Source organism: Kitasatospora sp. NPDC058965 (assembly GCF_042741245.1).
Taxonomy (GTDB): domain Bacteria; phylum Actinomycetota; class Actinomycetes; order Streptomycetales; family Streptomycetaceae; genus Kitasatospora.
In genome coordinates this window covers 1-21,987 of the sequence record NZ_JBHYKG010000045.1, presented here as the reverse complement: position 1 = coordinate 21,987, position 21,987 = coordinate 1, and the positions used below count along the sequence as shown (strand labels likewise).

The 21,987-nt window shown below is 73.6% G+C and carries 20 protein-coding genes and 1 tRNA gene; 10 read left to right on the top strand and 11 right to left on the bottom strand.

All coding sequences use genetic code 11. From position 1 onward, the window contains the following. The first annotated feature begins 140 nt into the window (after positions 1-140). Positions 141-2,390 carry a SpoIIE family protein phosphatase gene (locus ACFW1A_RS10695; protein ID WP_380407284.1) on the top strand — a complete coding sequence of 750 codons (2,250 nt, stop codon included), beginning with the start codon at positions 141-143 and terminating at the stop codon, positions 2,388-2,390. A 152-nt stretch (positions 2,391-2,542) separates the two neighbouring features. After that, entirely contained in the window at positions 2,543-3,427 is an 885-nt protein-coding gene (locus tag ACFW1A_RS10690) for a polysaccharide lyase (RefSeq protein WP_380407282.1), read from the top strand. Between the two features lie 63 nt (positions 3,428-3,490). Here ACFW1A_RS10690 and ACFW1A_RS10685 read toward each other — a convergent pair whose 3' ends face one another. The 6 genes from ACFW1A_RS10685 to ACFW1A_RS10660 all read right to left on the bottom strand — a co-directional run bounded on the left by ACFW1A_RS10685 (position 3,491) and on the right by ACFW1A_RS10660 (position 11,610). After that, positions 3,491-6,073 carry a glycosyl hydrolase gene (locus ACFW1A_RS10685; protein WP_380407280.1) on the bottom strand — a complete coding sequence of 861 codons (2,583 nt, stop codon included), beginning with the start codon at positions 6,071-6,073 and terminating at the stop codon, positions 3,491-3,493. A 152-nt stretch (positions 6,074-6,225) separates the two neighbouring features. Further along, positions 6,226-6,390: a DUF6126 family protein gene (locus ACFW1A_RS10680; RefSeq protein WP_380407278.1), complete on the bottom strand. Its 165-nt coding sequence runs from the start codon at positions 6,388-6,390 to the stop codon at positions 6,226-6,228. Continuing rightward, positions 6,390-7,019 carry a helix-turn-helix domain-containing protein gene (locus tag ACFW1A_RS10675; RefSeq protein ID WP_380407276.1) on the bottom strand — a complete coding sequence of 210 codons (630 nt, stop codon included), beginning with the start codon at positions 7,017-7,019 and terminating at the stop codon, positions 6,390-6,392. Before ACFW1A_RS10675 ends, ACFW1A_RS10680 begins: the two co-directional genes overlap by 1 nt. 105 nt (positions 7,020-7,124) lie before the next feature. After that, positions 7,125-9,533 (bottom strand): glycoside hydrolase family 65 protein, encoded by a 2,409-nt coding sequence (locus tag ACFW1A_RS10670; protein WP_380407273.1) that lies wholly within the window; start codon positions 9,531-9,533, stop codon positions 7,125-7,127. Beyond that, positions 9,530-10,279 (bottom strand): HAD family hydrolase, encoded by a 750-nt coding sequence (locus ACFW1A_RS10665; protein ID WP_380407271.1) that lies wholly within the window; start codon positions 10,277-10,279, stop codon positions 9,530-9,532. The genes ACFW1A_RS10670 and ACFW1A_RS10665 overlap by 4 nt, the downstream gene beginning before the upstream one ends. Positions 10,280-10,461: 182 nt before the next feature. Beyond that, positions 10,462-11,610, bottom strand: coding sequence for a ParB and winged helix-turn-helix domain-containing protein (locus tag ACFW1A_RS10660; protein WP_380407269.1), 1,149 nt, complete (start codon positions 11,608-11,610; stop codon positions 10,462-10,464). Between the two features lie 330 nt (positions 11,611-11,940). On the opposite strand from ACFW1A_RS10660, the gene ACFW1A_RS10655 reads away from it, so the two are divergent. Further along, a complete protein-coding gene (locus ACFW1A_RS10655) occupies positions 11,941-12,993 on the top strand; it encodes an enoyl-CoA hydratase/isomerase family protein (RefSeq protein ID WP_380407267.1) in 1,053 nt (350 codons plus the stop codon). An 87-nt stretch (positions 12,994-13,080) separates the two neighbouring features. Here ACFW1A_RS10655 and ACFW1A_RS10650 read toward each other — a convergent pair whose 3' ends face one another. Beyond that, positions 13,081-13,836: an AraC family transcriptional regulator gene (locus tag ACFW1A_RS10650; RefSeq protein WP_380407266.1), complete on the bottom strand. Its 756-nt coding sequence runs from the start codon at positions 13,834-13,836 to the stop codon at positions 13,081-13,083. Between the two features lie 88 nt (positions 13,837-13,924). Here ACFW1A_RS10650 and ACFW1A_RS10645 point away from each other — a divergent pair, with 88 nt between their 5' ends. Further along, entirely contained in the window at positions 13,925-15,148 is a 1,224-nt protein-coding gene (locus ACFW1A_RS10645; protein WP_380407264.1) for an MFS transporter, read from the top strand. Positions 15,149-15,471: 323 nt separating this feature from the next. Continuing rightward, a complete protein-coding gene (locus ACFW1A_RS10640) occupies positions 15,472-16,326 on the top strand; it encodes a hypothetical protein (RefSeq protein ID WP_380407261.1) in 855 nt (284 codons plus the stop codon). A 350-nt stretch (positions 16,327-16,676) separates the two neighbouring features. Here the strand turns inward: ACFW1A_RS10640 and ACFW1A_RS10635 are convergent, their stop codons facing one another. Together ACFW1A_RS10635 and ACFW1A_RS10630 are read right to left on the bottom strand one after the other, a co-directional pair. Beyond that, positions 16,677-17,237 (bottom strand): class IV adenylate cyclase, encoded by a 561-nt coding sequence (locus tag ACFW1A_RS10635; protein WP_380407259.1) that lies wholly within the window; start codon positions 17,235-17,237, stop codon positions 16,677-16,679. Positions 17,238-17,247: 10 nt separating this feature from the next. After that, the gene (locus ACFW1A_RS10630) at positions 17,248-18,099 is read right to left on the bottom strand and encodes a helix-turn-helix domain-containing protein (protein ID WP_380407257.1); all 852 of its coding nucleotides are present in this window, start codon (positions 18,097-18,099) and stop codon (positions 17,248-17,250) included. A gap of 92 nt (positions 18,100-18,191) precedes the next feature. Between ACFW1A_RS10630 and ACFW1A_RS10625 the strand changes: the two genes are divergently transcribed. From ACFW1A_RS10625 to ACFW1A_RS10615, 3 genes are all read left to right on the top strand, one after another. Continuing rightward, positions 18,192-18,557, top strand: a complete 366-nt coding sequence (locus ACFW1A_RS10625; RefSeq protein WP_380407255.1) for a hypothetical protein — start codon at positions 18,192-18,194, stop codon at positions 18,555-18,557. A gap of 220 nt (positions 18,558-18,777) precedes the next feature. After that, positions 18,778-19,278: a glycine-rich domain-containing protein gene (locus ACFW1A_RS10620; RefSeq protein ID WP_380407253.1), complete on the top strand. Its 501-nt coding sequence runs from the start codon at positions 18,778-18,780 to the stop codon at positions 19,276-19,278. Positions 19,279-19,298: 20 nt separating this feature from the next. Beyond that, positions 19,299-19,511, top strand: a complete 213-nt coding sequence (locus ACFW1A_RS10615) for a hypothetical protein (RefSeq protein ID WP_380407251.1) — start codon at positions 19,299-19,301, stop codon at positions 19,509-19,511. 123 nt (positions 19,512-19,634) lie between these two features. Here the strand turns inward: ACFW1A_RS10615 and ACFW1A_RS10610 are convergent. Both ACFW1A_RS10610 and ACFW1A_RS10605 read right to left on the bottom strand, forming a co-directional pair. Further along, positions 19,635-19,707, bottom strand: a tRNA-Lys gene (locus ACFW1A_RS10610). Between the two features lie 45 nt (positions 19,708-19,752). Further along, positions 19,753-20,460 (bottom strand): DNA polymerase beta superfamily protein, encoded by a 708-nt coding sequence (locus tag ACFW1A_RS10605; protein ID WP_380407249.1) that lies wholly within the window; start codon positions 20,458-20,460, stop codon positions 19,753-19,755. 106 nt (positions 20,461-20,566) lie between these two features. On the opposite strand from ACFW1A_RS10605, the gene ACFW1A_RS10600 reads away from it, so the two are divergent. Both ACFW1A_RS10600 and ACFW1A_RS10595 read left to right on the top strand, forming a co-directional pair. Beyond that, complete coding sequence (locus tag ACFW1A_RS10600) at positions 20,567-20,875, top strand: hypothetical protein (protein WP_380407247.1); 309 nt, start codon at positions 20,567-20,569, stop codon at positions 20,873-20,875. Positions 20,876-21,029: 154 nt separating this feature from the next. After that, complete coding sequence (locus ACFW1A_RS10595; protein WP_380407245.1) at positions 21,030-21,902, top strand: DUF3592 domain-containing protein; 873 nt, start codon at positions 21,030-21,032, stop codon at positions 21,900-21,902. Positions 21,903-21,987: the final 85 nt, after the last annotated feature.

The following is a 21,987-nucleotide window of genomic DNA, read 5'->3' as shown; positions in this document are numbered from 1 at the left end:
CGGGCGGCGGGCTGACGCCCGCACCGACCGGACCACTCCGCCGTCGCCGCCTCCCGGCCGATCCGCACCGGACCAAATAGGATATTCAGCACCAAAGTGCGGCAGCTGGGCCGCCCGCCCCCGGAGCGGAAGGGCCCGTGATGGATCGCAGTCCGTCGTCCGACCACGGCACCCCCGTCGTGCTCGAACCCGCGCGCGGCGCCGGGCACCCCGGACCGCGCTCCACCGTCTCCTGCGTGCGCCGCCTGCTGCGCTGCACCAGCGCCGCCGAGCTGCTGTCCACCGTGCTCACCGACGGGCCGGGCTGGATCACCGGCGAGGGCTCCGCGATCTACCTGCTCGACCGGGCCACCGACGCGCTGCGGCTGACCGTGTCCAGCGGTCTGCCGGAGTGGGCGATGGAGCGGTACGCGACCGTCGAGCGCTCGGCCGAGCTGCCCGCCGCGCTGGCGCTGCGGCGCCGGGCCCCGGTGCTGCTCAGCCCCGAGCAGACCAGCGTGGACTACCCCGACGCGGCGGCCGGGCTGGGCACCGGACTGATCGCCGTGGTCACCCTGCCGCTGGTGGTGGACGACCTGGAGGTCGGCGTGCTGGCGCTGGCCCTGGCCCACCGCGGCACCGTGCCGCGCCGCGACCTGGAGGCGCTGGAGACCATCGCCGAGGCCTGCGCGCACCGGTTGGCGCACCTGATCGACCACGTGAACGCGGCCGGCGACGGCCCGGCGCCGGGCGTGCGCACCCACTCCGCCCAGCCCTCCGCGCACGCCGCGCAGCCGCTGCTGGCCACCGCCATCGGGGCGGCCGGGGCCGGCGCCTTCGAGCGGGACCTGGTCACCGGCGAGAGCTGCTGGGACGCCACCGCCTACCGGGTGGTGGGCCGGCCGGTGCCGGCCGGCCCCGGGCCCTACCCCGCGCCCGAGCCGGGCCTGCTGGTGCACCCCGAGGACCTGCCGGACGTGCAGGCCGCGCTGGTCGACCTGCTGGACCGGGGCGGACGCTACCGGCTCTCCTACCGGGTGCTGGGGGCGGACGGCGCGCCGCGCTGGGTCGACGAGTGCGGCGAGGTGCAGCTGGACGTGCACCGCCGTCCGGTGCGGATCGCCGGACTGCTGGTGGACCGCCGGGCCGACCGGTCGCCGACCCCCGCCCGGGGCGCCGGGGACCGGGCCGGGGACGCGGCCGGCCCGGTGGCCGGGGCCCGCTCGGCGCTGCTGCTCGCGCTCACCCGGGCGCTCTCCCGCGCGGTGACGGTGCGTGAGGTGACCACCGCGCTGACCGACGTGGCGCGCCCCGCGCTGGGCGCCGCCGGGGTGGTGCTCGACCTGGTGGACGAGGGGCGGCTGCTGCCGCTGTCGCCCTCGGTCTACGGCGGCGCGCACCGCAGCCGGCTGCACGAGCTGCACGAGCTGGCCGGCGGGACGATGGAGCACGCGCTGGCCCGGGCCACCCCGCTGTTCAGCGAGCCGGCCGCCGCCGGGGCCGACCCCGCCGGGCCGGCGCCGGCCTGGGCGGTGCTACCGCTGGTGGCCTCCGGGCGGCAGGTCGGCTCCTGCCTGATCACCTTCGCCGCCGAGCGCGCGTTCGGCCGCGAGGACCGCACCCTCTACTCCGCCTTCGCCGGGATCCTGGCCCAGTCGCTGGAGCGGGCCCGGCTCTACGACACCCAGCACCACCGGGCCAGCGAGCTGCAGCGGGCGATGCTGCCGCGCAGCCTGCCGACCGTGCCCGGGCTGCGCTCCGCGGCCCGCTACCTGCCCAGCACCGAGGGCATGCAGATCGGCGGTGACTGGTACGACCTGATCCCGCTGCCGTGCGGGCGGACCGGCATCGTGATCGGCGACGTGCAGGGGCACAACGCCGAGGCCACCGCGGTGATGGGCCAGCTGCGCAGCGGACTGCGGGCCTACGCCACCGACGGGCACGACCCGGCCGCCACCCTGGCCCGGACCAGCCGGCTGCTGGCCGAGCTGGACACCGACCTGTTCGCCACCTGCCTCTACCTGACGCTGGACCTGGAGACCGGCGAGCTGGTCGGCGCCCGGGCCGGCCACCCGCAGCCGGTGCGGATCGGCGCGGCCGGGGCCGAGGAGCTGCTGCTGCCCGGCGGCCCGCCGCTGGGCGTGGACCCGACCGTCGACTACCCGCTGGGCCACCACCGGCTGGACCCGGGCGAGTCGCTGCTGGCCTACACCGACGGGCTGGTGGAGGACCGGGACGAGGACTACGACGAGTCGGTGCAGCGGATGCTGGGCGGGCTGGCGCTGTGGCGCCGGCGGACCGGTGCCGACCGCTCGCTCGACCGGCTGGCCGACCTGCTGACGCTGAACGTGACGGAGCGTCACTCCCGGCCGGACGACGTGGCCCTGCTGCTGCTCCAGCGGACCGACTGACGCCTCGTCACGTCGTTCACGTATCTGAATCACGTTCAGGCCCTTGACGTGGGGCCCCGGTCGCGCCTGGAATGTGCATGCTCCCCGCACTCGCGGCGCCGGCCGCCACGGCCGCGCCGGTCCATTCCCCCTGCCCCGCCCGGAGGAACGACATGCGACGACGCACCACGGCACTGGCCTCGGCCGGTGCGGCCCTGCTGCTGGTCACCGGCCTCACCGGCCTGGCCGACGCGAGCACCACCGCGACCGCGCCGACGAGCCCGCACACCGCACAACCGGCCTCCTGGACCGGGCAGTTCACCGGCTTCGGCGGCTCCGCCTGGAAGTCCGCCTGGGGCGAGGCGCCGTCCGGCGCCTGGGGCGGCAGCAACCTCGCCGCGGTGACCGACCCGGCGGCGCCGGGGGACCGCTCGGCGCTGCGGGTCACCTACGGGGCGGGCTCCTCAGCCCCGTCCTGCACCGACTGCCCGACCAGCGGCGGCGGCCAGTTCTACACCTCGCTGGGCTCGCTGGGCCTGGGCGGCCTGGCGAACTCGACCACGCTGGACCTGAAGTACGCGGTCAGGTTCCCCGCCGGCCAGGACTGGGGCAAGGCCGGCAAGCTGCCCGGGCTGTACGGCGGCACCATCGGCGAGGAGTCCGGCGGCAACCACGGCAACGGGTGGTCCACCCGGTTCATGTGGCGCGGCGCGGGCGGCACCGCCAACAACGGCGAGGTCTACCTCTACACCCCCACCAACTCCGGCCCCACCGGCTACGGGGTGGACGAGGGCCTGGGCCGCTGGAAGTGGACCGCGGACGGGAAGTGGCACACCGTCGAGCAGCTGGTGAACCGCAGCACCGGCGACGTCACCGTCTGGTTCGACGGCAAGCAGGCCTACCTGGGCGCCGGCATCGCCTCGGGCATCTCCGGCATCCCGTTCTCCGGGGTCTTCTTCTCCACCTTCTACGGCGGCCACGACACGAGTTGGGGACCGGCCAGCACCCAGCACGCCTACTTCGCGGACTTCTCCCTCGCCAAGGGCGTCCAGCACTGAGAACGCCGAGCGGGGACCGGAGTCGGCCTCCGGTCCCCGCTCGTCACCCTGCCCCGGGTGGGGTCAGTCCTCGCCGCACTCGTGCAGCGTGATGGACCACAGGCCGCGGCCGTGGGTGGCCGCGTAGAGCTTCCCGTCGGGACCGAGCTTCAGCTGGTCGACGGCGACGGCGGGGAGCTCGCCGACCCGCTTCCAGTTCGCCTGGCCGGCCGCGCGGAACACCACGCCCAGGTCGGTGGCCAGGGCGAGGCCGCCGGACTTGGTCACCACCAGCGAGTCGGTCGGCACGTCCGGCAGGTTGGCCGAGATGTCCCGCCAGCTCGCACCGGAGTCGGTGGACTCGAAGACGTGGCCCACCCCGGCGCCCGCGCCCTCGGTCCAGTGCCGCGAGAAGCCGTTGACCGCGAGGTACACGTGCGCGGAGTTGTTCGGGTCGATCGCCAGCCCGGACAGGTAGCGGTTCGGCACCGTCGCGTCCACCGGCAGGTTCAGCTGCTGCCAGCCGGTCCCGTCCGCGTTGCCGACCGCGATGCCGCGGGTGAAGCCCTGGTTGTTGCACGGGCCGCACCAGCCGACGTACACCTTGCCGCCCGAGGCCGCGACCGCGGTGGCCACGTGGCCGGCACCGAGGTCGAAGGCGCTGCTCCAGGCCGAGGCGTCGCGGATCGCGTAGCCCTGGGACTGGATCCACACGTGCCGGCCGCCGGCCACCCAGAGCTTGGCGTTCTGCTGGTCCGCCGCGAGCGGGGCGATGAACCGGGCGCCGGCCCCGCCCAGCGCGTTGTCGGGCGGCGCCACCGCGTACGTGGTCGCCGCGCCGGTGCCGTCGTTGGCCGCGCAGTCCTGGGTCACGTTGATCGCCAGGTACACGTACTCCTGGGCGATGTTGCACCCGTTGGCCGGATCGGTCAGCGTGTCGCCGCCGTCACCGCCGAAGTTGGAGCCCATCACGGTGTCGTGCGGGCGCAGCATCGACTGGCCGTTGTCCTGCAGCCCGCCGGTGATCGCCAGGCCGCGGCCGGACGGGTCCTGGCCGACGCCCACCGAGTAGTACTCGAGGGTGTCCACCGTGCCGTCGTTGAGCGAGGTCCAGTCGGTGCCGTGGCCCAGCGCGTCCACCTGCCCGTTGACCGGGCGCTTGTACAGGCCGCCGTCGTTGCCGGCCAGCACGTAGCTCTGCCCGTTCTGCACGCCGACCGCCAGCGCGTGCTGGTCGGGGTGGGTGGTCTGCGGGCAGTTGCCGCTCTGCTTGGTCGGGTCGGCGTTCCAGCAGGCGAACGGGAAGTTCCAGTACGGGCCGACGGTGTTCCAGTTGGTCCCGCCGTCCTTGGTCTCGAAGACCTCCTCCAGGCCCGCGTACACGTGGTCCGGGTTGGCCGGGTCCACCTGCAGCGACTGGTCGTACCAGGACTGCTCGCCGGGCGAGTCGTCGGCCTTGTTGAGCGCCGAGCCGCTGCCCGCGAGCTTGGTGTAGTCCGCGATCTTCGTCCACTGGCCGAACGGGGAGCCGGACTTGGAGACGTAGATGCCGGCCAGCCCGCTGGCCGGGTTGCCCGCCAGCATCGCCGGCGACTGGTCGATGGCGTAGTAGCGCGAGCCGTCCGCCGACCGCGCGAAGGTCACCGCGCCCACGTCGGCCGCGTCGGTGGGCAGCTCGCCGAGGTTGCTCAGCGGCTGCCAACTGCCGTCCGCGGCCTTGGCGTAGAAGCCGTTGCTGGGATCGCCCGAGCGCCAGCCGACGGCCAGCACGACCTTGGTCGGGTCCTTCGGGTCGATCGCGATGTCGTTGGTGAGGTTCTTGTACGGCGCGTTGGGGTCGTTCGCCAGCGTGCCGCCGGGCAGGTAGGCCGGGTTGGGCGCGAACTCCAGGGTCCACGCGCCGCCCAGGTCGGTGGCGGAGTGGCTCCACACGCCCCGGCTGGTGGCCGCCCACACCTTGTCGCCACCGAACCGCAGTTCGTGGATGGTGGTGCCGTCCAGCTCGGCGCCGCCGACCCGGGACCGGGTGCTGAAGGCGCCGTGCTCGGGGTGGTCCAGCACGTAGACGCCGGAGCCGAGGTAGGCGTCGGAGTTGGTGCTGGCCTCGCCGGTGCCCAGCCAGAGCCGGCCCCGCCCGTCCAGTGCAAGCGCACCGGTGGACTGGGTGGGCAGCTGGTCGCTGATCGGCTCCCAGTGCCCGCCGCCGGTGCTGGACCGCCAGACGCCGCCGCCGGCGCTGCCGAGGTAGACGTGGCCGTTGGTGTCGGCCGCCACCGCGGCCGTGCGGCCGGTGACGTTGCCCATCCCCGCGGTGGAGTTGGAGGAGGCGTCGCGGTAGCGCGGGTCGTCGGAGTTGTAGACCAGGCCGGTCAGGTGGTGCCAGTTCCCGCCGGTGTTCGGCAGGTCCTTCAGCTGGTCCCAGGCCGCCCCGAAGGCACCCGGCGCGACCACGCCCGGGGAGGTGCGGGCCTCGGCGCGCTGGTCCGCACCCTCCTGGATCTCGTCGGCCTCGCTACCGCCGTCGCCCTTGTCGGCCGGTGCGGCGGCGGTGCCCGGGTGTGCGGTGCTCGGCAGGGGGACGGACACGGCCGGTGAGCCGATCAGTCCCAGGGTCGCGGCGATGGCGCAGATCGTGAGCCACCGCCTGGTCCCGCGTGCTGCGGACAACAGAACCTCCCAGTCGTCATTGACCAAGTGCTGGGCGGCACTCGACCACAACTGGGAGGTTGTGTGGAACGATTGGCTGATGATTTGACTGAATCGTTGTCAGCGGACGCTCAATGACGGCGCATCGGTGGCGCCGCCGGCCTGGCAGTACGTCAGTGGCGCTGCGCCCCGAGCCAGAACAGCAGGTACAGGAAGCCCCCGAAGACGTGGGCGGCGGCCATGTAGACGAAGACCCGGACCGCGACCCGGCGGTCCGTCCGCTTGCCGCCGTCGGTGCTCTGCGCGTAGCGGGGCGGGTGGGGGGCGGTGGTGGCCATCAGTGCACTCCTGTCGACGACGGTCCGGATCGGGTGGACGGCACCGGCAGGCACAGGTCGCTGGCCGGGCTCTGCAGCAGGGTGTGGACGAAGAGCAGTTCGACCTCGCCGGTGCCCTCGGCCGCGAAGCGGTGCGGGGTGAGCGAGTCGAACTGGGCGCTGTCGCCCGGCTCCAGGTGGTACTCCGTCTCGCCCAGGGTGAGCCGCAGCAGTCCCCGGGTGACGTGCAGCCACTCCTCGCCGGCGTGCACCCGGACCACCGCGTCCTGCAGGCCGGGCGGGATCTGCACCCGCAGCGCCTGCATCGCCATCCCCGGGGCACCGGCCCGCCGGTAGCCCCAGCCGCCGGTGCGGCTCGGCTCGATCGCGCCGCCGCGCACCACCGGGTCGGGCGCGCCGGGCTCCTCGCCGAGCAGGCCCGCCACGGTGGCGCCGTAGAGCCGGGCCAGTGAGAGCAGCACCGGCAGCGAGGGCTGCCGGCGGCCGGTCTCCAACCGGGACAGATACGCTGGGGAGAGCCCCGCCCGGGCGGCGGCCGCCTCCAGGGTGAGCCGGGCCGCCTGCCGGTGCTCGCGCAACCGCGCGCCCAGCCCGGGGAGCTCCCCGACCGGTGGGTCTTCGGTGGTCATGGGACCAGTGCACACCGTTCGTGCCCCGCGGGCAACAGATGTGCCTCAGAGGCAAAAAAGGCCGTGCCCCGGTGTGCGGGGCACGGCCTTTCCTCCTGCGGTCGACTACTCGGCGGCCAGGTGCTCGCCGCCGGTCACCGCCGTGCCGCCGATGCTGGCGGGCTGCGGCTTGCGCCGGGCCGGCTCGCGGCCGGGCGGCTGGGTGACCCGCTCCACCGCGGGCGGGGTGACGGTGGCCCGGGAGACCGGCGAGCCGACCGCGACCACCAACTGCTCGGTCTCGTGCTGCACCCGGATCTTGTCGCCCTCGACCAGGGTGTAGGTGGTGTCGTCGTGGGTGATCTCCACCCGCAGCAGGTGGTGCCGGACCCGCATCGAGAAGGCCAGCCGGACCAGCCCGGCGGGCAGCCGGGGCCGGAAACCGATCACCTCGCCGTAGTCGCGCATCCCGCCGAAGCCGGCCACCAGCGCGATGCAGGCGCCGGCCAGCGAGGCCATGTGCAGACCGTCGCGGGTGTTGCCGCCCAGGTCGTGCAGGTCCATCAGGGCGGCCTCGGCCATGTAGTCGTAGGCCAGGTCCAGCTGGCCCACCTCGGCCGCCATCACCGCCTGGGTGCAGGCGGACAGCGACGAGTCGCGCACCGTGATGCGCTCGTAGTAGGCGAAGTTGCGGGCCTTCTGCTCGGCGGTGAAGGCGTCGCCGCGGATCTGCATCGCCAGCACCAGGTCGGCCTGCTTGACCACCTGCTTGCGGTACAGGTCGAAGTACGGGAAGTGCAGCAGCAGCGGGTACTTCTCCCGCGGGGTGCCCTCGAAGTCCCAGGCCTGGTGCAGGGTGAAGCCGTCGGCCTGCGGGTGCACGCCGAGCTTCTCGTCGTACGGGATGTACATCGCCTTGGCGGCGTCGCGCCAGGCCGCGGTCTCCTCGGTGTCCACCCCGAGGGCGGCCGCCTCCCGCTGGTTGCGCGCCACCGCGTCGGCGGCGGCCCGCAGGTTGGTCTGCGCCATCAGGTTGGTGAAGACGTTGTTGTCGGCGATCGCGCTGTACTCGTCCGGACCGGTGACGCCCTCGATCCGGAACTGGCCGGCCGCGTCGTGGTGGCCCAGCGAGCGCCACATCCGGGCGGTCTCGACCAGCAGCTCCAGGCCGTAGGTGCGCTCGAACTCCAGGTCGCCGGTGGCCCGCACGTAGCGGGCGGCGGCCATCGCGATGTCGGCGCCGATGTGGAAGGCGGCGGTGCCGGCCGGCCAGTAGCCCGAGCACTCCTCGCCGCGGATCGTGCGCCACGGGAAGACCGCTCCGGCCAGGCCCAGTTGGGCGGCGCGCTCACGGGCCAGCGGCAGCGTGGAGTGGCGCCAGCGCAGCGCCTGGGCCACCGCGCCGGGCAGGCAGTAGGTGAGCACCGGCAGCACGAAGGTCTCGGTGTCCCAGAAGCTGTGCCCGTCGTAGCCCGGGCCGGTCAGGCCCTTGGCCGGGATCGCCCGCTCCTCGCTGCGGGCGGCCGCCTGCACGACGTGGAACAGCGCGAAGCGGACCGCCTGCTGCAGCTCCACGTCACCGTCGATCTCGATGTCGCTGGCCGACCAGAACTCCTCCAGGTACTCCTTCTGCTCGGCCACCAGGCCGTCCCAGCCGGAGTAGCGGGCGGCGGTGATCGCCGCCTCCACCTGGTCGCGCACCGCCGGCAGCGAGCGGGTGGCGGACCAGCCGTAGCCGGTGAACTTGGTCATCCGCAGCCGCTCGCCCGGGCGCAGCACCGTGGTGGCGGAGATCCGGGCCTGGTCGTGCCGGGCCTCGGAGGTGACGGAGACCCCGTCCGGGCCCTCGATCACGTGGTCCATCGCGGCGGCCACGCGCAGGTTGCTGTACCGGGTGTGGTGCACCAGGGTCGCCTTGGTGCCGTGCGCGTGGTGCGCCTCGGCCACCAGCGGGGCCTCCAGCACGGCGGCGGCCCGCGGGTCCCCCTCGCCGCCCACCGGCAGCTGCTCGTTGGCCACCAGCTCGGACTGGACGACGATGCGGACCGGGCCGTCCACCGCCTCGACCTCGTAGTCCACCGCGGCGATCGCCCGCTGGGTGAGCGAGACCAGCCGGGAAGAGCGGATCTTGATGGTGCGTCCGGCCGGTGAGGTCCACTCCGCCTCGCGGCGCAGCACGCCCTCGCGGAAGTCCAGCGAGCGGCGGTGGCCGCGCAGTTCGCCGTAGCGCAGGTCGAACGGCTCGTCGTCCACCAGCAGCCGGATCAGCTTGCCGTTGGTGACGTTGATGACGCTCTGCCCGGACTCCGGGTAGCCGTAGCCGCCCTCCGGGTAGGGCAGCGGGCGCAGCTCGAAGACGCCGTTCAGGTAGGTGCCGGGCAGGCCGTGCGGCTCGCCCTCGTCCAGGTTGGCCCGCAGGCCGATGTGGCCGTTGGAGAGTGCGAAGACGGATTCGCTGCGGGCCAGGCCCGCCAGGTCCAGTCGGTGTTCGGTGATGCTCCACGGGTCGACCGCGAAGCCCTCCTGTGCGGTCATTGCGCCGCCCCCTCGATGAGTTCGGACAGGTCGTCCACCACCAGGTCAGCACCGTTCTCGCGCAGCGCGTCGGCCTGGCCGGTCCGGTTCACCCCGACCACCGTGCCGAAGCCGCCCGCGCGGCCGGAGGCGACCCCGGCCAGCGCGTCCTCGAAGACCGCGGCGTCCTCGGGCGCGGTGCCCAGGGCCTTGGCGGCGGCCAGGTAGGTGTCGGGGGCCGGCTTGCCGGGCAGCCCCTCGCGCTTGGCGGTCTCACCGTCGATCACCACGTCGAACAGGCCGTCGATGCCGGCCGCCTTGAGCACGTCCCGGCAGTTGGCGCTGGAGGAGACCACCGCCCGGGGCAGGCCGAGCACCCGCAGCCGGTGCAGGTACTCCACCGAGCCCGGGTACGGCTGCACGCCCTGTTCCTTGATCAGCCGGAGCACCAGGTCGTTCTTGGTGGTGCTCAGGCCGTTGACGCTCCGGGTGCCGGGAGGGTCGGCCGGGCCGCCCTCGGGCAGTTCGATCCCCCGGGAGGCCAGGAAGGTCCGGGTGCCGTCCAGGCGCGGGCGGCCGTCGACGTAGCGGTCGTAGTCGGCCGTCGGGTCGAACGGCACGAACTCGTCGCCGGTGCGGCGGGCCTCCTCGCGCAGGAAGTCGTCGAACATCGACTTCCAGGCGGCGGCATGCACCTTGGCGGTCTGCGTCAGCACACCGTCGAGGTCGAAGAGAAAGGCGCGGATGTGGTCGGGTAGCCCCAGCATGCTTGCAGTCTGGACCAGAAAGCGCGCCCCGGGGGCGATTCGGGGCGGCGCGTCGTACAGCGTTCAGTCGTGCTTTAGCCACGTCCATGCGAGTGACCGGGCATTCACCAACGGCGCGCCCCATTGACACAGGATTTTGACGCACCATCAGTTCTGCTTCTGCTATGGGCCGCGCACGGCGATCAGCCCGACTGGGCTCCGCGGCGGTGCAGTTGCTCGGCCAGCTCGCGCCAGCCGGCCGCGCACTCCAGTGCGAGGTCGGCCACGACGGGCACCAAGTGCGGTGGGATGTTCTGGAGTTCGCGTTCCGTCGCGCTCACCGAGACGAGCCGGCGGTGCAGCCACAGCAGCAGCGCGCGGCCGCGGTCGGTGAACTTGAGCGAGGGGTCGCGGCGCAGCACCGCCAGGCCGGCGAAGGCCTCGGAGGAGCGCAGCGCGAGCGGTCGGGGGGTCTGGGTGCGCCGGGGGGCGGCGAACGGGCGGGCGGCCGGGGGCGGCTGGCTCGCCGCCTGCGGGCGGGCGGGGGCCGACTGCAGCGGGCGGACGGCGGCGGGGCGGGGGTCGCGCGGGGGCGGGACGGTGCCGGCCGGGCGGACCGGCGGCTCGACCGGCTCCGGGGCGAGCTCCGGGGCGGGCTCCACGGCGCGGACGGCCGCCGCCCGGTCCGCCGCCGGCAGCGTCTCCTCACCGCGGTCGATCCGGGCCCGCACCCCGTGCGCGGTGCCCAGCGAGACACCGGCGGCCTGGGCGATCTCCCGCAGCGAGGCGCCCGGACGCTCGCTGATCACCTGCAGCACCCGGCGGCGGCCCTCGTTCGGGTTGACCGGGCGCAGCCGGCCGTCCCGGCCGAGCCGGGAGACCGTGCCGCCGCCCAGGCCCACCGAGCGGCGCCGGATCTCGCCGACGGTCTTGGCCGACAGGCCGGCGCTGCGCGCGATCGAGCGGTCGGACAGCTCCGGGCGCAGCCGGACGATCCGCTCGGCGGCGGCCTTGCGCTCGGCCACCGAGAGCGGCAGTCCGGGGTGGTCGCCGAGCCCGGCGCCCGACTGCGCCTTGCTCTCCACCCCGCGGACGAAGGCGGCGTCCGGCGAGCCGTCGAAGTACTCGACGGCGATGGTCCGCTCGCCGCGCAGCTCGGCGGCGCGCAGCCGGTGCGCGCCGTCGATCACCCGCATGGTGGCGCGGTGCACCAGGATCGGCGGCAGCTCGCCGGGGGTGGCGGCCAACCGGGCCGCGTACCCCTCGTCCACCGGGGTGAAGCGGGGCGAGTCGCCCGGCTGCACCAGGTCGAGCGGCACCCGGTACCGGGCCTCGTGATCGGCGATGGTCATCCGAGCCTCCCCACGGGCAGCCTCGGCTGCCGAATTCCCGAGCCGGTGCGGATTGCCGGCCCGATGCCACCGGTGATCATTTTCAAGTCCCTTCCAAGGTTTCTCGGCGGGCGGTCGAATACCCTTGCCGGAGGACCCGCGCCGCGCGGCCCGAACCCTTTCCCAGCGGAATTCATTGAGCTCAACGCCCTTGCGCAGCAGTGGGATTCCCGAATTCCGCGGCCCGGCACTACGCCTTTGGAAACAGTCCACCCCGCATTAGGGGCGGCGCGGCCGAGCGCGTACGGTTGCTCCGGCACGGCCCGCCCACCCCGGCAAGGAGCTCCCCCCATGACTTCGCAGCCAGAGCAGGACTTGGTACTGACCCGAACGGAGGGCCGGGCGGGGCTGATCACGCTCAACCGGCCCGCTGCCATCAACGCGCTCAACCACCGGATGGTGCGCGCCATTTCGGCCGCCCTGGACGCGTGGGAGCAGGACCCCGCAGTGGCCACCGTGGTGATCACCGGCGCCGGCGACCGCGGTCTGTGCGCCGGTGGCGACGTGCGCTTCTTCCACGACGAGGCCAAGCGCGGCGGCGCCGCCGTACGGGACTTCCTGCGCGACGAGTACCTGCTCAACCACCGGATCGCCCGCTACCCCAAGCCCTACGTCGCGGTGCTGGACGGCCTGGTGCTCGGCGGCGGGGTGGGCGTCTCCGCGCACGGCTCGCTGCGGGTGGTCACCGAGCGCGCCCAGGTGGGCATGCCGGAGACCGCGATCGGCTTCGTGCCGGACGTCGGCGGCACCTGGCTGCTCGCCCAGACCCCCGGCGAGCTGGGCACCCACCTGGCGCTCACGGCCGGGCGGATGACCGCGATGGACGCGCTGTACTGCGGCTTCGCGGACCGCTACGTGCCCGCCGCGCGGATCGCCGAGTTCACCGCGGCGCTGACCGAGCTGACCCCGGCCGAGGCGGTCCGGGCCTATGCCGAGCCGGCCCGCCCGGGCCCGCTGGCCGCCCAGCGGGCCTGGATCGACCGCTGCTACGCGCCGGACACGGTCGAGGAGATCCTGGAGGAGCTGCTGGCGGCCGACCTGCCGGAGGCCAAGGAGGCCGCCGTGCAGATCGCGGCCAAGTCGCCGACCGCGCTCAAGGTGACCCTGGAGGCGCTCCGCCGCACCCGCCAACTGCCCTCCCTGGAGAGCACGCTGGACCAGGAGTACCGGGTCTCCTGCGCGGCGCTGGCCGAGCCGGACTTCGTCGAGGGCATCCGCGCCCAGGTGGTCGACAAGGACCGCACGCCGCACTGGTCCCCCGCCACCCTGGCCGAGGTGGACCGCGCCGCCGTGCTGCGGCACTTCGAGCCGCCCGCCGGGGTGCCCGAACTCGGCCTGTCCTGACCGGTGCCCGCCGTCCGGTGTCCCGCTCCCCCGGGACGCCCGGGACGCCCGGCCCGGCCCGGCCCGCCGGCCGCACCCGCCACGGCGTCAGGTCCGCCGGAAGTACTGCCCGGGAGTGCCGCCGAAGGCCAGCCGGAACGACTCGATGAAGGCGCTGGTGTTGGCGTAGCCGCAGGTCGCGGCGACCGTGGTGACGGACGCCCCGGTCGCGAGCAGGGTCAGCGCGTGGTGCAGCCGCAGCTGGGTCCGCCACTGCGGGAAGGTCATGCCGGTCTGCTGCCGGAACAGCCGGCTGAGGGTCCGTTCGCTCGCACCGACCGCCGCACCGAGCCGGGCCAGCGGACGCCGGTCGCCGGGATCGCGGGTCAGCAGCGCGGTGAGCTCGACCAGCCGGGGATCGGTGGGCGCGGGCAGGTGCAGCGGCAGCGCGTCCACCCCGCGCAGCTGGTCCAGCGCGACCCGCTCCAGGTTGCGGCGCTGCCGGGCGTCGAACTGCCGGGTGACCAGGTCGTCGGTCAGCGCGACCACCACCTCACGCAGCAGCGGCGAGACCGCGAGCACCGTCGGCCGCCCGGGCGGCAGCGGATCCCGGTCCGCCGGGAAGGCCAGCGCCCGCATCCGGGTCGGGCCGTGCGCCTGGTGCGCGTGCGCCACCCCGGCCGGGACCCAGACCGCGCGCAGCGGCGGGACCACCCAGACGCCCTGCGCCGTGGACACCCGCAGCACGCCGTCGCTCGGGTGGATCAGCTGGTGCACGGTGTGCTGGTGCCAGTCGATCCGTTCGCGGTGGGCGAGTTCGTGCCGGGTCGGCCCGTCCAGCGCGAGCAGCGGAGCCCGGTCCACCCCTGCCTCCCGATCGTGGCGGTTTTTCGACACCGGTCGGCAGGATAGCTGTATTCCGCAGCCCCGGTCGGCCCGGAGCATGGGCGGCATGGACACCAGCAGCCCCGCGCAGCTCCGCGACGCCTCCGCCGCCCGGCTCCCGCCGCCCCCGCCCACCGCCTGGCGTCGGATGCGGCTGTGGGCCGTCGCGCACGCCGTGGACGACCTCTACCAGGGCCTGGTCCCGGCCGCGGTGCCGTACTTCGTGCTGGACCGGCACTACGGCTACCTGGCCGCCTCCGGCCTCACCCTCGCCGCCACGCTGGGCAGTTCGGTGCCGCAGCCGCTGATCGGCCTGGCCGTGGACCGGTACCGGCCGAGCTGGCCGGCCGGGGTCGGCGTGCTGGTCGCCGGGATCGGGCTGGGCCTGTCCGGGCTGCTGCCCGGCTACCCCGCCGTCTGGTGCCTGGTCCTGCTCTCCGGCCTCGGCGTGGCGATGTTCCACCCCGCGGCCGGCCGGGCGGCCCGGGAGGCCGCCGGTGACAGCGCCGGCGCGATGAGCCTGTTCGCGGCCGGCGGCAGCGTCGGCTTCTTCCTGGCCCCGGCGCTGGCCACCCCCGCCCTGATCGCCTGGGGCACGGGCGCCACCGTCCTGTTCGTGCCGCCCGCCGTCCTGGTCGGCCACCTGCTGCTGCGCCACCAGCGGCGGCGGCCGGCGACGGGCGGGGCGGCCGTGCCCCGCACCGGGCGCGACCGCTGGGGCCCGTTCGCGGTCCTCACCGGGGTGGAGGTGGTGCGCTCGGTCGCCTTCTTCGGCCTGAACACCTTCGTCGAGCTGTACTGGCTGCGCGACCTGCACGCCTCGCGCACCCTGGCGGGCACCGCCCTGACCTGCTTCCTGGCCGGCGGAGTGGCGGGCACCCTGCTCGGCGGCCGGCTGGCCGACCGGATCGGGGCGGTCCGCACCGTCCAACTCGGCGGCGCGCTGGCGCTCCCCTCGCTCGCCCTGCTGCTGCTCGCCCCGGGCAGCCTCGTCCCGCTGTGCTTCGCGGCCACCACCGGGATCACCCTCAACCTGCCGTTCGCCGTGCTGGTCAAGCTCGGCCAGGACTACCTGCCGACCCGCCCCGGCACCGCCGCCGGCGTCACCCTGGGCCTGGCGGTCAGCATCGGCGGCCTGTTCGCCCCGCTGCTCGGCCTGGTCGCCGACACCCACGGCCCGCGCGGCGTCCTGCTCACCCTGTGCGCCGTCCCCCCGCTCGCCCTGGCCCTCGGCCTCTTCCTCCCCGACCCCGCCCGCCCGACCGCCCCCTCTGACACCCCGAACGGCTGACGCACCCTCAGCACAGCGCCGTGCCCCGACCAGCGGGGCTGGCCGGGGCACGGTGTCGTCAAGTGGGCCGCCAGGGGCTCGAACCCTGAACCTACGGATTGAACGATCGAGTCCGATCGTTGTCGAGCTGCCCTCCGGGCCGTACCGCACCAGATCGGCGCCTGGCTTCACCCACACCCGCCAGGGGCCGGCTTGCAGTCAAGGCGTGTGTTTTGAGGCCCTGTTGAGAGGACAGAGCCCTACTGGGAGCTGCGGCCCTCGGCGCTGGGGCAGCCGCTTGGGTGGGGTGTCCGTAGGGGGTAGGCATGCTCAGGATGGCAACAGTGGCGCTCGCAACCACGTTGGCAGCCACTGGCTGCTCGCAGGCCAACAAGGTCGTGAGCGAGGTTGCGCAGAGTCCGATCACTCCCATTGTCCTGAAGATCGTCCATGATCAGCTGGTGCAGCTGGCTGCTGACAGCGCGCCGGTCAACCCGACCGTGGCAGCCGTTGCCACGCTCGGTGTGTTCGCCGTGGATGCGGCCTCCTCGCAGGTCGCGGCCGAGCAGAAGAAGAACAAGGCAGCCGCCGACGCCACCTACCTGCTGATCACCCAGACCATCGGCGGCAAGACTGAGACCAGCATCTTCAAGATCACCACGAGTCACAAGCTCCTGGTGGCGATGAATGGAACCTTCGTCGAGAGCATCGAGCCCAAGAAAGTCACCATCACTGCCCAGCCCGGTACCGACTCGACGATCGTGGTGACCGACGCCCAGGCCGGACAGGTCCCCTACATCAATGCGACGGTGCACCTGCGCCGGCGGTCGGCCATTCACCTCGGCAGCGGAGACTACACCCACGCCGACCTGGACACCGGCCGGGACAAGGACCTACCGGCCCCGGACAAGAACGCGGACCTGCAAGTCGGCGACACGGCCGATCTCAAGGCTGTCAATGGGGCGGAAGCTTCGCGCTGGACCTCGTCCGACGCGCCGTCCCAGGCCGGCTGCCAGTCACTGCCGGAAGGGTCCTGGACGACTGTCCTGTACACCGTGAACCCGGGCGGCCTGGGCAACGACGTCTGGTGCGTGCGCAGCAAGCAAGGGCGCTACGGCGTTCTCGCCGGCGCTGCTGCGAGCCCCAACTACGACTGGAACATCGGCTACGTGCTCTGGAAGAAGCCCGACGACAGATAGTCCGCCCAGTCGGGTCTGTTGCCCGGCAGAGGACCGGAAGGCACACGGTCGAACGGTCTTCGAGTGCCGCAGCGCGGTTGTCGACTTCTTCGACCTCGGGGACGCGTGGGAGCCGATGGAGGCGAGCCCTCGTGTGGTCGCCGGCCTGCCGCTGCTCCTCCGCACCGCCGACCTGCCACAGACGCTGACGCTGACGCTGACCAGCGTCGGCACCGCCCTCGGTACCTCCAACCTCGTCACCCGGCTCATGGCCCCGCCGCCGGGCGTCGACAGCCTGCGGCCAGTGGCAACCATCCGCACGTGGGGCCCCGCTCGGCTCCCGCCGAGCGGGGCGCTTCACCCCGGTGGGGTCAGCGGGCGGCGGCAACAGCGTCCGTGTACAACTCCGTCGTCAGGTCGTCGTCGCCGATCCCGAGACCGGTGAGTACCGTGCGGACCGCCGCGAGTGCCTCGGCCAGGTCGGCTTCCTCGGCACCGGTCTCCAGCTCGATGAAGGTGCGCCCGTCCAGCTCCGGCACGCGGACGAGCGTCGCCAGGAACCGCCGGCCGTCGGCCGTGAAGTCGTAGTTCCGGCAGCGCTTCTCCAACTCGATCGTCGGCGCGTATCCGAGCCCGCGGAGAATGGCGTGCGCGGCGGCCGCATCGTCGGCGCGCGTCTCGGCCTCCGGCTTGGACCCGGAGGCCTCGTCGACCCGGGCGCCCTTGTAGGTGAGGACGGTACGGGTGTCGTCGGCCGAGTGCACGGTGCGGATCCGCAGCTCGCGGTCACCGGTGCCGAGCGCGCCGTCCGCCGTGTCGTAGTAGGTGTCGTAGTAGACCTCGGGGCGGCCGGGCCCGTGGGCCTGCTCCAGCTGCTCCAACACGCTCTCGGGGTCTCGCACAACTGCCTTCAGCTCGGCCTCGATCGCCAACGTCTCCTCCTCAGATGACCCGGTGCGCGTCCGTCAGCATCGCAGCGAACAACCTGCAGTACCCGCCGTACAGCGGCCCCTGCGGGGTGGCGACCAGTTTGTAGGTCGCGGACTCGTGCCCCTCCCACGAGGCCGAGAAGCTCGCTACGTAGAGGGTGCTGTCCAGCCTGATGATGCGCCAGACGGGCAGCGTGCGGTACCGGTAGACCTCCACCCCGCCGTCGGATGCCGCCAGCTCGCGAAGGCGTGCTTCGGCGAGCACAACCCCACTGGCCAGGGACTCGGCCGACTCGCCGATCTCGTCCGCACGCTGTGCGGCTGCGGGACTGTCCGGGTCGAGCAGCAGCACGCGCAGACGGAGCGGCTGGTCACCGTCGCGGTCCAGGTGTGGCCGCAGGAGTGAGTCGCGGAGGCCGAGAAGACCGAGTCCCCGAACTGCGAGGACATCGATCTGATGGGCTGCACGCGCGGCCCGCTGGATCTCGGCGGTGGCGGCAGCCTGGTCGCTGTAGACGCGCACGACCTCGGGGAAGGCTGCCAGGTCGAACGCAGCCCCGCTCGCGCGCCGTTCGCGCTGGGGCGCGAGGCCGAGCAAACGACGCGCGTGATCGGGCATCGCGAGCCCCTCGGCAATCCGCTCGAACACGTCGAGCCGGCTGACGGCACGGCGGCCGTTCATCACCTCGTTGACCCGGCCCTGGTTCATCCCGATGGCAGTACCGAGCCGAGCCTGGCTGGCACCGGTGTGGTGCTGCACGACCCGGAGCAGCAGGCCCAGGTCTCGTGCTCGCAGTGCCCGTTGGATCTCGGAGTGCTGCCAGATGGTGTCCGATACGGCCAAGGGCATCAGGGCGGTCGTCATCGGGCCTCGTTCCGGCTACCGAGCGGGCTATCTCGCAGTGAGATTACCCTCCGGGTATCGATACTGACTCTCCGTCGGTCGACTCTGATGACATGGCAGAAACCGCGCCGCAGACGCCGCAGCCCTGCACCGGGCTCCAGATGATCGAACAGGCCCTCGGGCTCAAGTGCGCCAGCTGTGGCACGGACAAGCACCTGCACCGGGGCGAGGCGGTGGCAGAGGTCACCGATGGCGTCGTCCGGACGGAGACCCGCTACTGGTGCCCGATCCACCGCTACGCGACGCAGCAGCTGGAGCCCGACGAGCGCGACACCCCCTACTGGGTCCTTCTGGACCAGATCACCGGACTGCTCGTCACCGACGACGAGGGCACCGTCGAACGCTGGACCATCGAGGCCTCGGCCATCCGGGGCGCAGCGATCCGCCGCGCCATCGATGCGCGCCGGTTCCTGGGATGACGGCACCGGCTGCGCCTTGGCGGTTGTGGCTCGCCGTGGCGACGCACCGGCTGCGCCGTGCCGCTCGCTGCCAGCTGGGCCGGCCGAGCTGCCCTGTCTGTCCGCGCCCCCGCTCCCGTCCGGCTGCGCGATCTTGGCGGACACGGCAGCCGGACGGGCCCGCACACCGAACACCCCGAGCGCCGGCAGGCGCCCGGATCCAGCGTGAGGAGGCATCAGCATGACCATGGCCCCATCGGGCCCGCTCCCGACCGGCGTGACGCGTCCCCTGGACGCGAGGGAGCTCCTCAAGGCCGACGACTACGAGTGCGTCGTCGCCACCGTGCTCGACAACAACCCGGGCATGGGGCGCGAGCTGGCCGAGCGGATCATCCGCGAGGCGCTGAAGTTCGTCGCGACCGCAGCGATCAACCGCAACAGCCGCATCGCGCCCTCCAGGGTGGTCGACGAGGGCTGGCACGCCCTCATCCTCCACACCAAGCTGTACGAGGGCCTGTGCGCCTCCCTGGGCGGCTTCGTGCACCACTTCCCGGAGCGCCCCGACCCGAGCCGCTTCAACGGCGCGGTCGTCCAGTTCACCACCTCGCTGATGGCCGACACCGGGTTCCCCGCGGACCCGCGGCTGTGGGGTGACCCGAGGACGGGTGTGATCGTGGTCGCGGCGAGCTGTACCCACAGCCCGCCGGACTGCCAGGTGACGTGCATGAACAAGCCGGGCTGACCGGGCGTCATACTCGCGGCATGACCGAGAGCGCGGCGCCGTTCGAGGCGCACAAGTGGCTGGAGCACCACGCCGTGGCGATGAACGCGATGGAGGCCGGCCAGATCCGCGTGGACGACCTGGTGAAGGTGAAGATCCCGATCACCATCACGCAGACCGGCCGCAAGGCCGGGGTCCTGATGACCACGTTCTACCGCCTGCCTGACGGCTGGCCAGCAGCCAGCGGGGCGTAGGGGCTGTCCGGAGCGGCCGAGCAAGCGAGGAGCGAGCAGTGGCCCCTTTCATGGGGCACTTCCTTCGCAGCAAGGCCCCCAGCAGCCGGTGTTCTGGCTGGTGGGGGCCTTGCCGCTGCGCTGTGGGCCGCCAGGGGCTCGAACCCTGAACCTACGGATTAAAAGTCCGCAGCTCTGCCGATTGAGCTAGCGGCCCGGTGGCAGGTGGCGCCTCGGTGGTAGGGCACCTGCCAGGGTGATCCTACCCGGTGGGACCGGGCGGACCGCCAGCACATCGGGCCGGGCGCGTACTCGGTGGCGGCGCGGTCAGGTGGGCCAGTCGGACCCGGCGCAGCCAGGCCTCCACCGGGGCCCGGTCGGGGGCGGCGGGGAGCACGCCCGGGCGGCTCAGCCGGTCCTCGGCGGCGGCCAGCAGCGGCTCGGCCAGCGCCGGGTCGGCGGCGATCCGCTCACCCAACTCCCGTACCCCCGCCGGGTCGGCCACCCGCAGCCGGAGTTCGCCGGTCTCGTGCAGCAGCACCGCCTGTTCCAGCAGCCGGACCAGGTGGCGGGCGTGCTTGGGGCGGCGGCCCGAGGTGGAGCCGGACAGCTTGCGGAACTGCTGGGTGGCGTAGCCGAGATAGGACGAGCGGACGGCCGGCGCGCTCAGGAACGACCGGCGGAGCTCGATCAGCTCGGTCCCGAGCGGGCTGACCACCTCGTACAACTCCGTCGGCAGCCAGACCAGTTCACTCGCGGTCGGGTTGCCGGCCAGGGCCAGCCGGCACCACTTGGCCACCTCGTGGAAGGTCCGGTCGGGTGCGGTGGTCACCACCGACTCGCGCGGGCGGTCCAGCCCGTGCAGCTCCTCGGTGGGCACGGCGTAGACGCCCAGCCGGTCCAGGTCGGAGCCGGCGTGCGCCAGCCCGTAGGCGGTGGACCCCACCACGCCTGCCAACAGCACGTTCATCCGGCCCCCTCCCGTCCGTCCCGGAGCCGGCAGTCTGCCCTGCTCAAGGCCGCGGGCGCACCCGGTTTATGGTCGGGGGGAAGCCCGCGCACCGAAGGAGCCGATGATGCCCACCGTCCCCACCGCCGCCCTCGCCGCCGTCGGCCTGATCGGCGGCTACGGCACCGCCCGGCTGACCGGCCGCCGCGAGCTCGGCGGCGCCGTGCTGGCCGCCGCGGGCGCGGGCGCGGCCTACCGCTGGCACCGCCGGTCCGGCGCCGGCACCGCGGCCGCGCTGACCGGCCTGTACCTGGCCGCGTTCGGCGGCTCGCACCCGCTGGCCAAGAAGATCGGCGCCTGGCCGTCGGTGCTGGCCGTGACCGGCGCGGTGGCCGTCGCCGCCACCCTGGCCGAGCGCCGCACCGCCGCCGTCTGAACCCGGCCACCGAACCGGCGCCAAACCTCCACCGGCCCTTCGGGGTTGCAGTGCCCCGGGAACGGGGCAGGATCCCCAACGGCTACCCAGGTGGCCGCACGAGTCAACGGGGAGTCACCGGAGGGGACGGGCGGAGAGGTCGGGGGCAGGGGCGATGGACCAACTCAGCCAGGAAGCAGTGCTGTTCTTCTGGTGGACCGGACTGGTGGTGCTGGTGGCCGGGGTGCCGGCGGTCGCGCTGCGGCTGACCAGGTTCGCCCGCCGGGGCACCCAGGTGCCGGGCACGGTCGCCGAGGTGCTGGTGGAGCACGCACCGGGCAGCGACGCGGTGCGCCCGGTGGTCCGGTTCACCGACCCGGCCACCGAGCGCGAGGTGGTGGGCCGCCCGAGCTGCGGCCGGGTGCCGTTGGCAGGCTGGCCCGGCCAGACGATCACGGTCCGCTACCTGCCCGGCCGGCCGGAGCGGTTCCAGGCCGGTCCGCAGACCAGCGTCTTCGACGCGGCGCTGACCAGCCTGCTGGTGATGACCGTGGGCTCGGTGGCCCTGGTGCTGACCCGGTGGACCGACCCGGACGCGATCGCCACCAGCACCGTGCTCGGCTGCTCCGCGCTGGCCCTGGGCACCGCGGTCCTGCTGGGCCGGCGCAGCTGCCGGGTCGAGCAGCGCACCCGGCTGGGCCACAAGGGCGTGCTGGCCGCCGGCGAGCTGATCGGCACCTTCGCGGTGGACGGCGGCGCCGAGGGCGCGCACCGCTACCACCCGGTGGTCAGCTTCACCGCGGTCGGCGGCCAGCGGGTCACCGGGGTGGACCTGAGCACCCACAGCCGGCACGGCTACGAGGCCGACGGCACCGTCGTGCAGGTCCGGCACCTCCCGGAGGACCCGCTGCTCTTCACCCTGGACCGGTCCCCGACCGCCCGTCGGCTGCCGCCGGTGCACCCCGCCAGGGCGGTCTTCGGCCTGTTCACGGCGCTGGCCTGCTGCGGGGCGCTGATCAGCGTGGGCGCGGCACTGGGCAACCGCTGAGCCGCGCCCGGGAACGCCGCAGGGCCCGACCACCACGTGGTCGGGCCCAGGGGAACAGCGAAGCGTAAGTTCTACAAGCGCCGCT

What these genes read in the sequence shown, in the direction of transcription:
- ACFW1A_RS10695 (WP_380407284.1), top strand. Translation starts at nt 141, where the DNA reads ATGGATCGCAGTCCGTCGTCCGACCACGGCACCCCCGTCGTGCTCGAA.
- ACFW1A_RS10690 (WP_380407282.1), top strand. Translation starts at nt 2,543, where the DNA reads ATGCGACGACGCACCACGGCACTGGCCTCGGCCGGTGCGGCCCTGCTG.
- ACFW1A_RS10680 (WP_380407278.1), bottom strand. Translation starts at nt 6,390, where the DNA reads ATGGCCACCACCGCCCCCCACCCGCCCCGCTACGCGCAGAGCACCGAC.
- ACFW1A_RS10675 (WP_380407276.1), bottom strand. Translation starts at nt 7,019, where the DNA reads ATGACCACCGAAGACCCACCGGTCGGGGAGCTCCCCGGGCTGGGCGCG.
- ACFW1A_RS10670 (WP_380407273.1), bottom strand. Translation starts at nt 9,533, where the DNA reads ATGACCGCACAGGAGGGCTTCGCGGTCGACCCGTGGAGCATCACCGAA.
- ACFW1A_RS10665 (WP_380407271.1), bottom strand. Translation starts at nt 10,279, where the DNA reads ATGCTGGGGCTACCCGACCACATCCGCGCCTTTCTCTTCGACCTCGAC.
- ACFW1A_RS10660 (WP_380407269.1), bottom strand. Translation starts at nt 11,610, where the DNA reads ATGACCATCGCCGATCACGAGGCCCGGTACCGGGTGCCGCTCGACCTG.
- ACFW1A_RS10655 (WP_380407267.1), top strand. Translation starts at nt 11,941, where the DNA reads ATGACTTCGCAGCCAGAGCAGGACTTGGTACTGACCCGAACGGAGGGC.
- ACFW1A_RS10645 (WP_380407264.1), top strand. Translation starts at nt 13,925, where the DNA reads ATGGACACCAGCAGCCCCGCGCAGCTCCGCGACGCCTCCGCCGCCCGG.
- ACFW1A_RS10630 (WP_380407257.1), bottom strand. Translation starts at nt 18,099, where the DNA reads ATGACGACCGCCCTGATGCCCTTGGCCGTATCGGACACCATCTGGCAG.
- ACFW1A_RS10625 (WP_380407255.1), top strand. Translation starts at nt 18,192, where the DNA reads ATGGCAGAAACCGCGCCGCAGACGCCGCAGCCCTGCACCGGGCTCCAG.
- ACFW1A_RS10620 (WP_380407253.1), top strand. Translation starts at nt 18,778, where the DNA reads ATGACCATGGCCCCATCGGGCCCGCTCCCGACCGGCGTGACGCGTCCC.
- ACFW1A_RS10615 (WP_380407251.1), top strand. Translation starts at nt 19,299, where the DNA reads ATGACCGAGAGCGCGGCGCCGTTCGAGGCGCACAAGTGGCTGGAGCAC.
- ACFW1A_RS10605 (WP_380407249.1), bottom strand. Translation starts at nt 20,460, where the DNA reads ATGAACGTGCTGTTGGCAGGCGTGGTGGGGTCCACCGCCTACGGGCTG.
- ACFW1A_RS10600 (WP_380407247.1), top strand. Translation starts at nt 20,567, where the DNA reads ATGCCCACCGTCCCCACCGCCGCCCTCGCCGCCGTCGGCCTGATCGGC.
- ACFW1A_RS10595 (WP_380407245.1), top strand. Translation starts at nt 21,030, where the DNA reads ATGGACCAACTCAGCCAGGAAGCAGTGCTGTTCTTCTGGTGGACCGGA.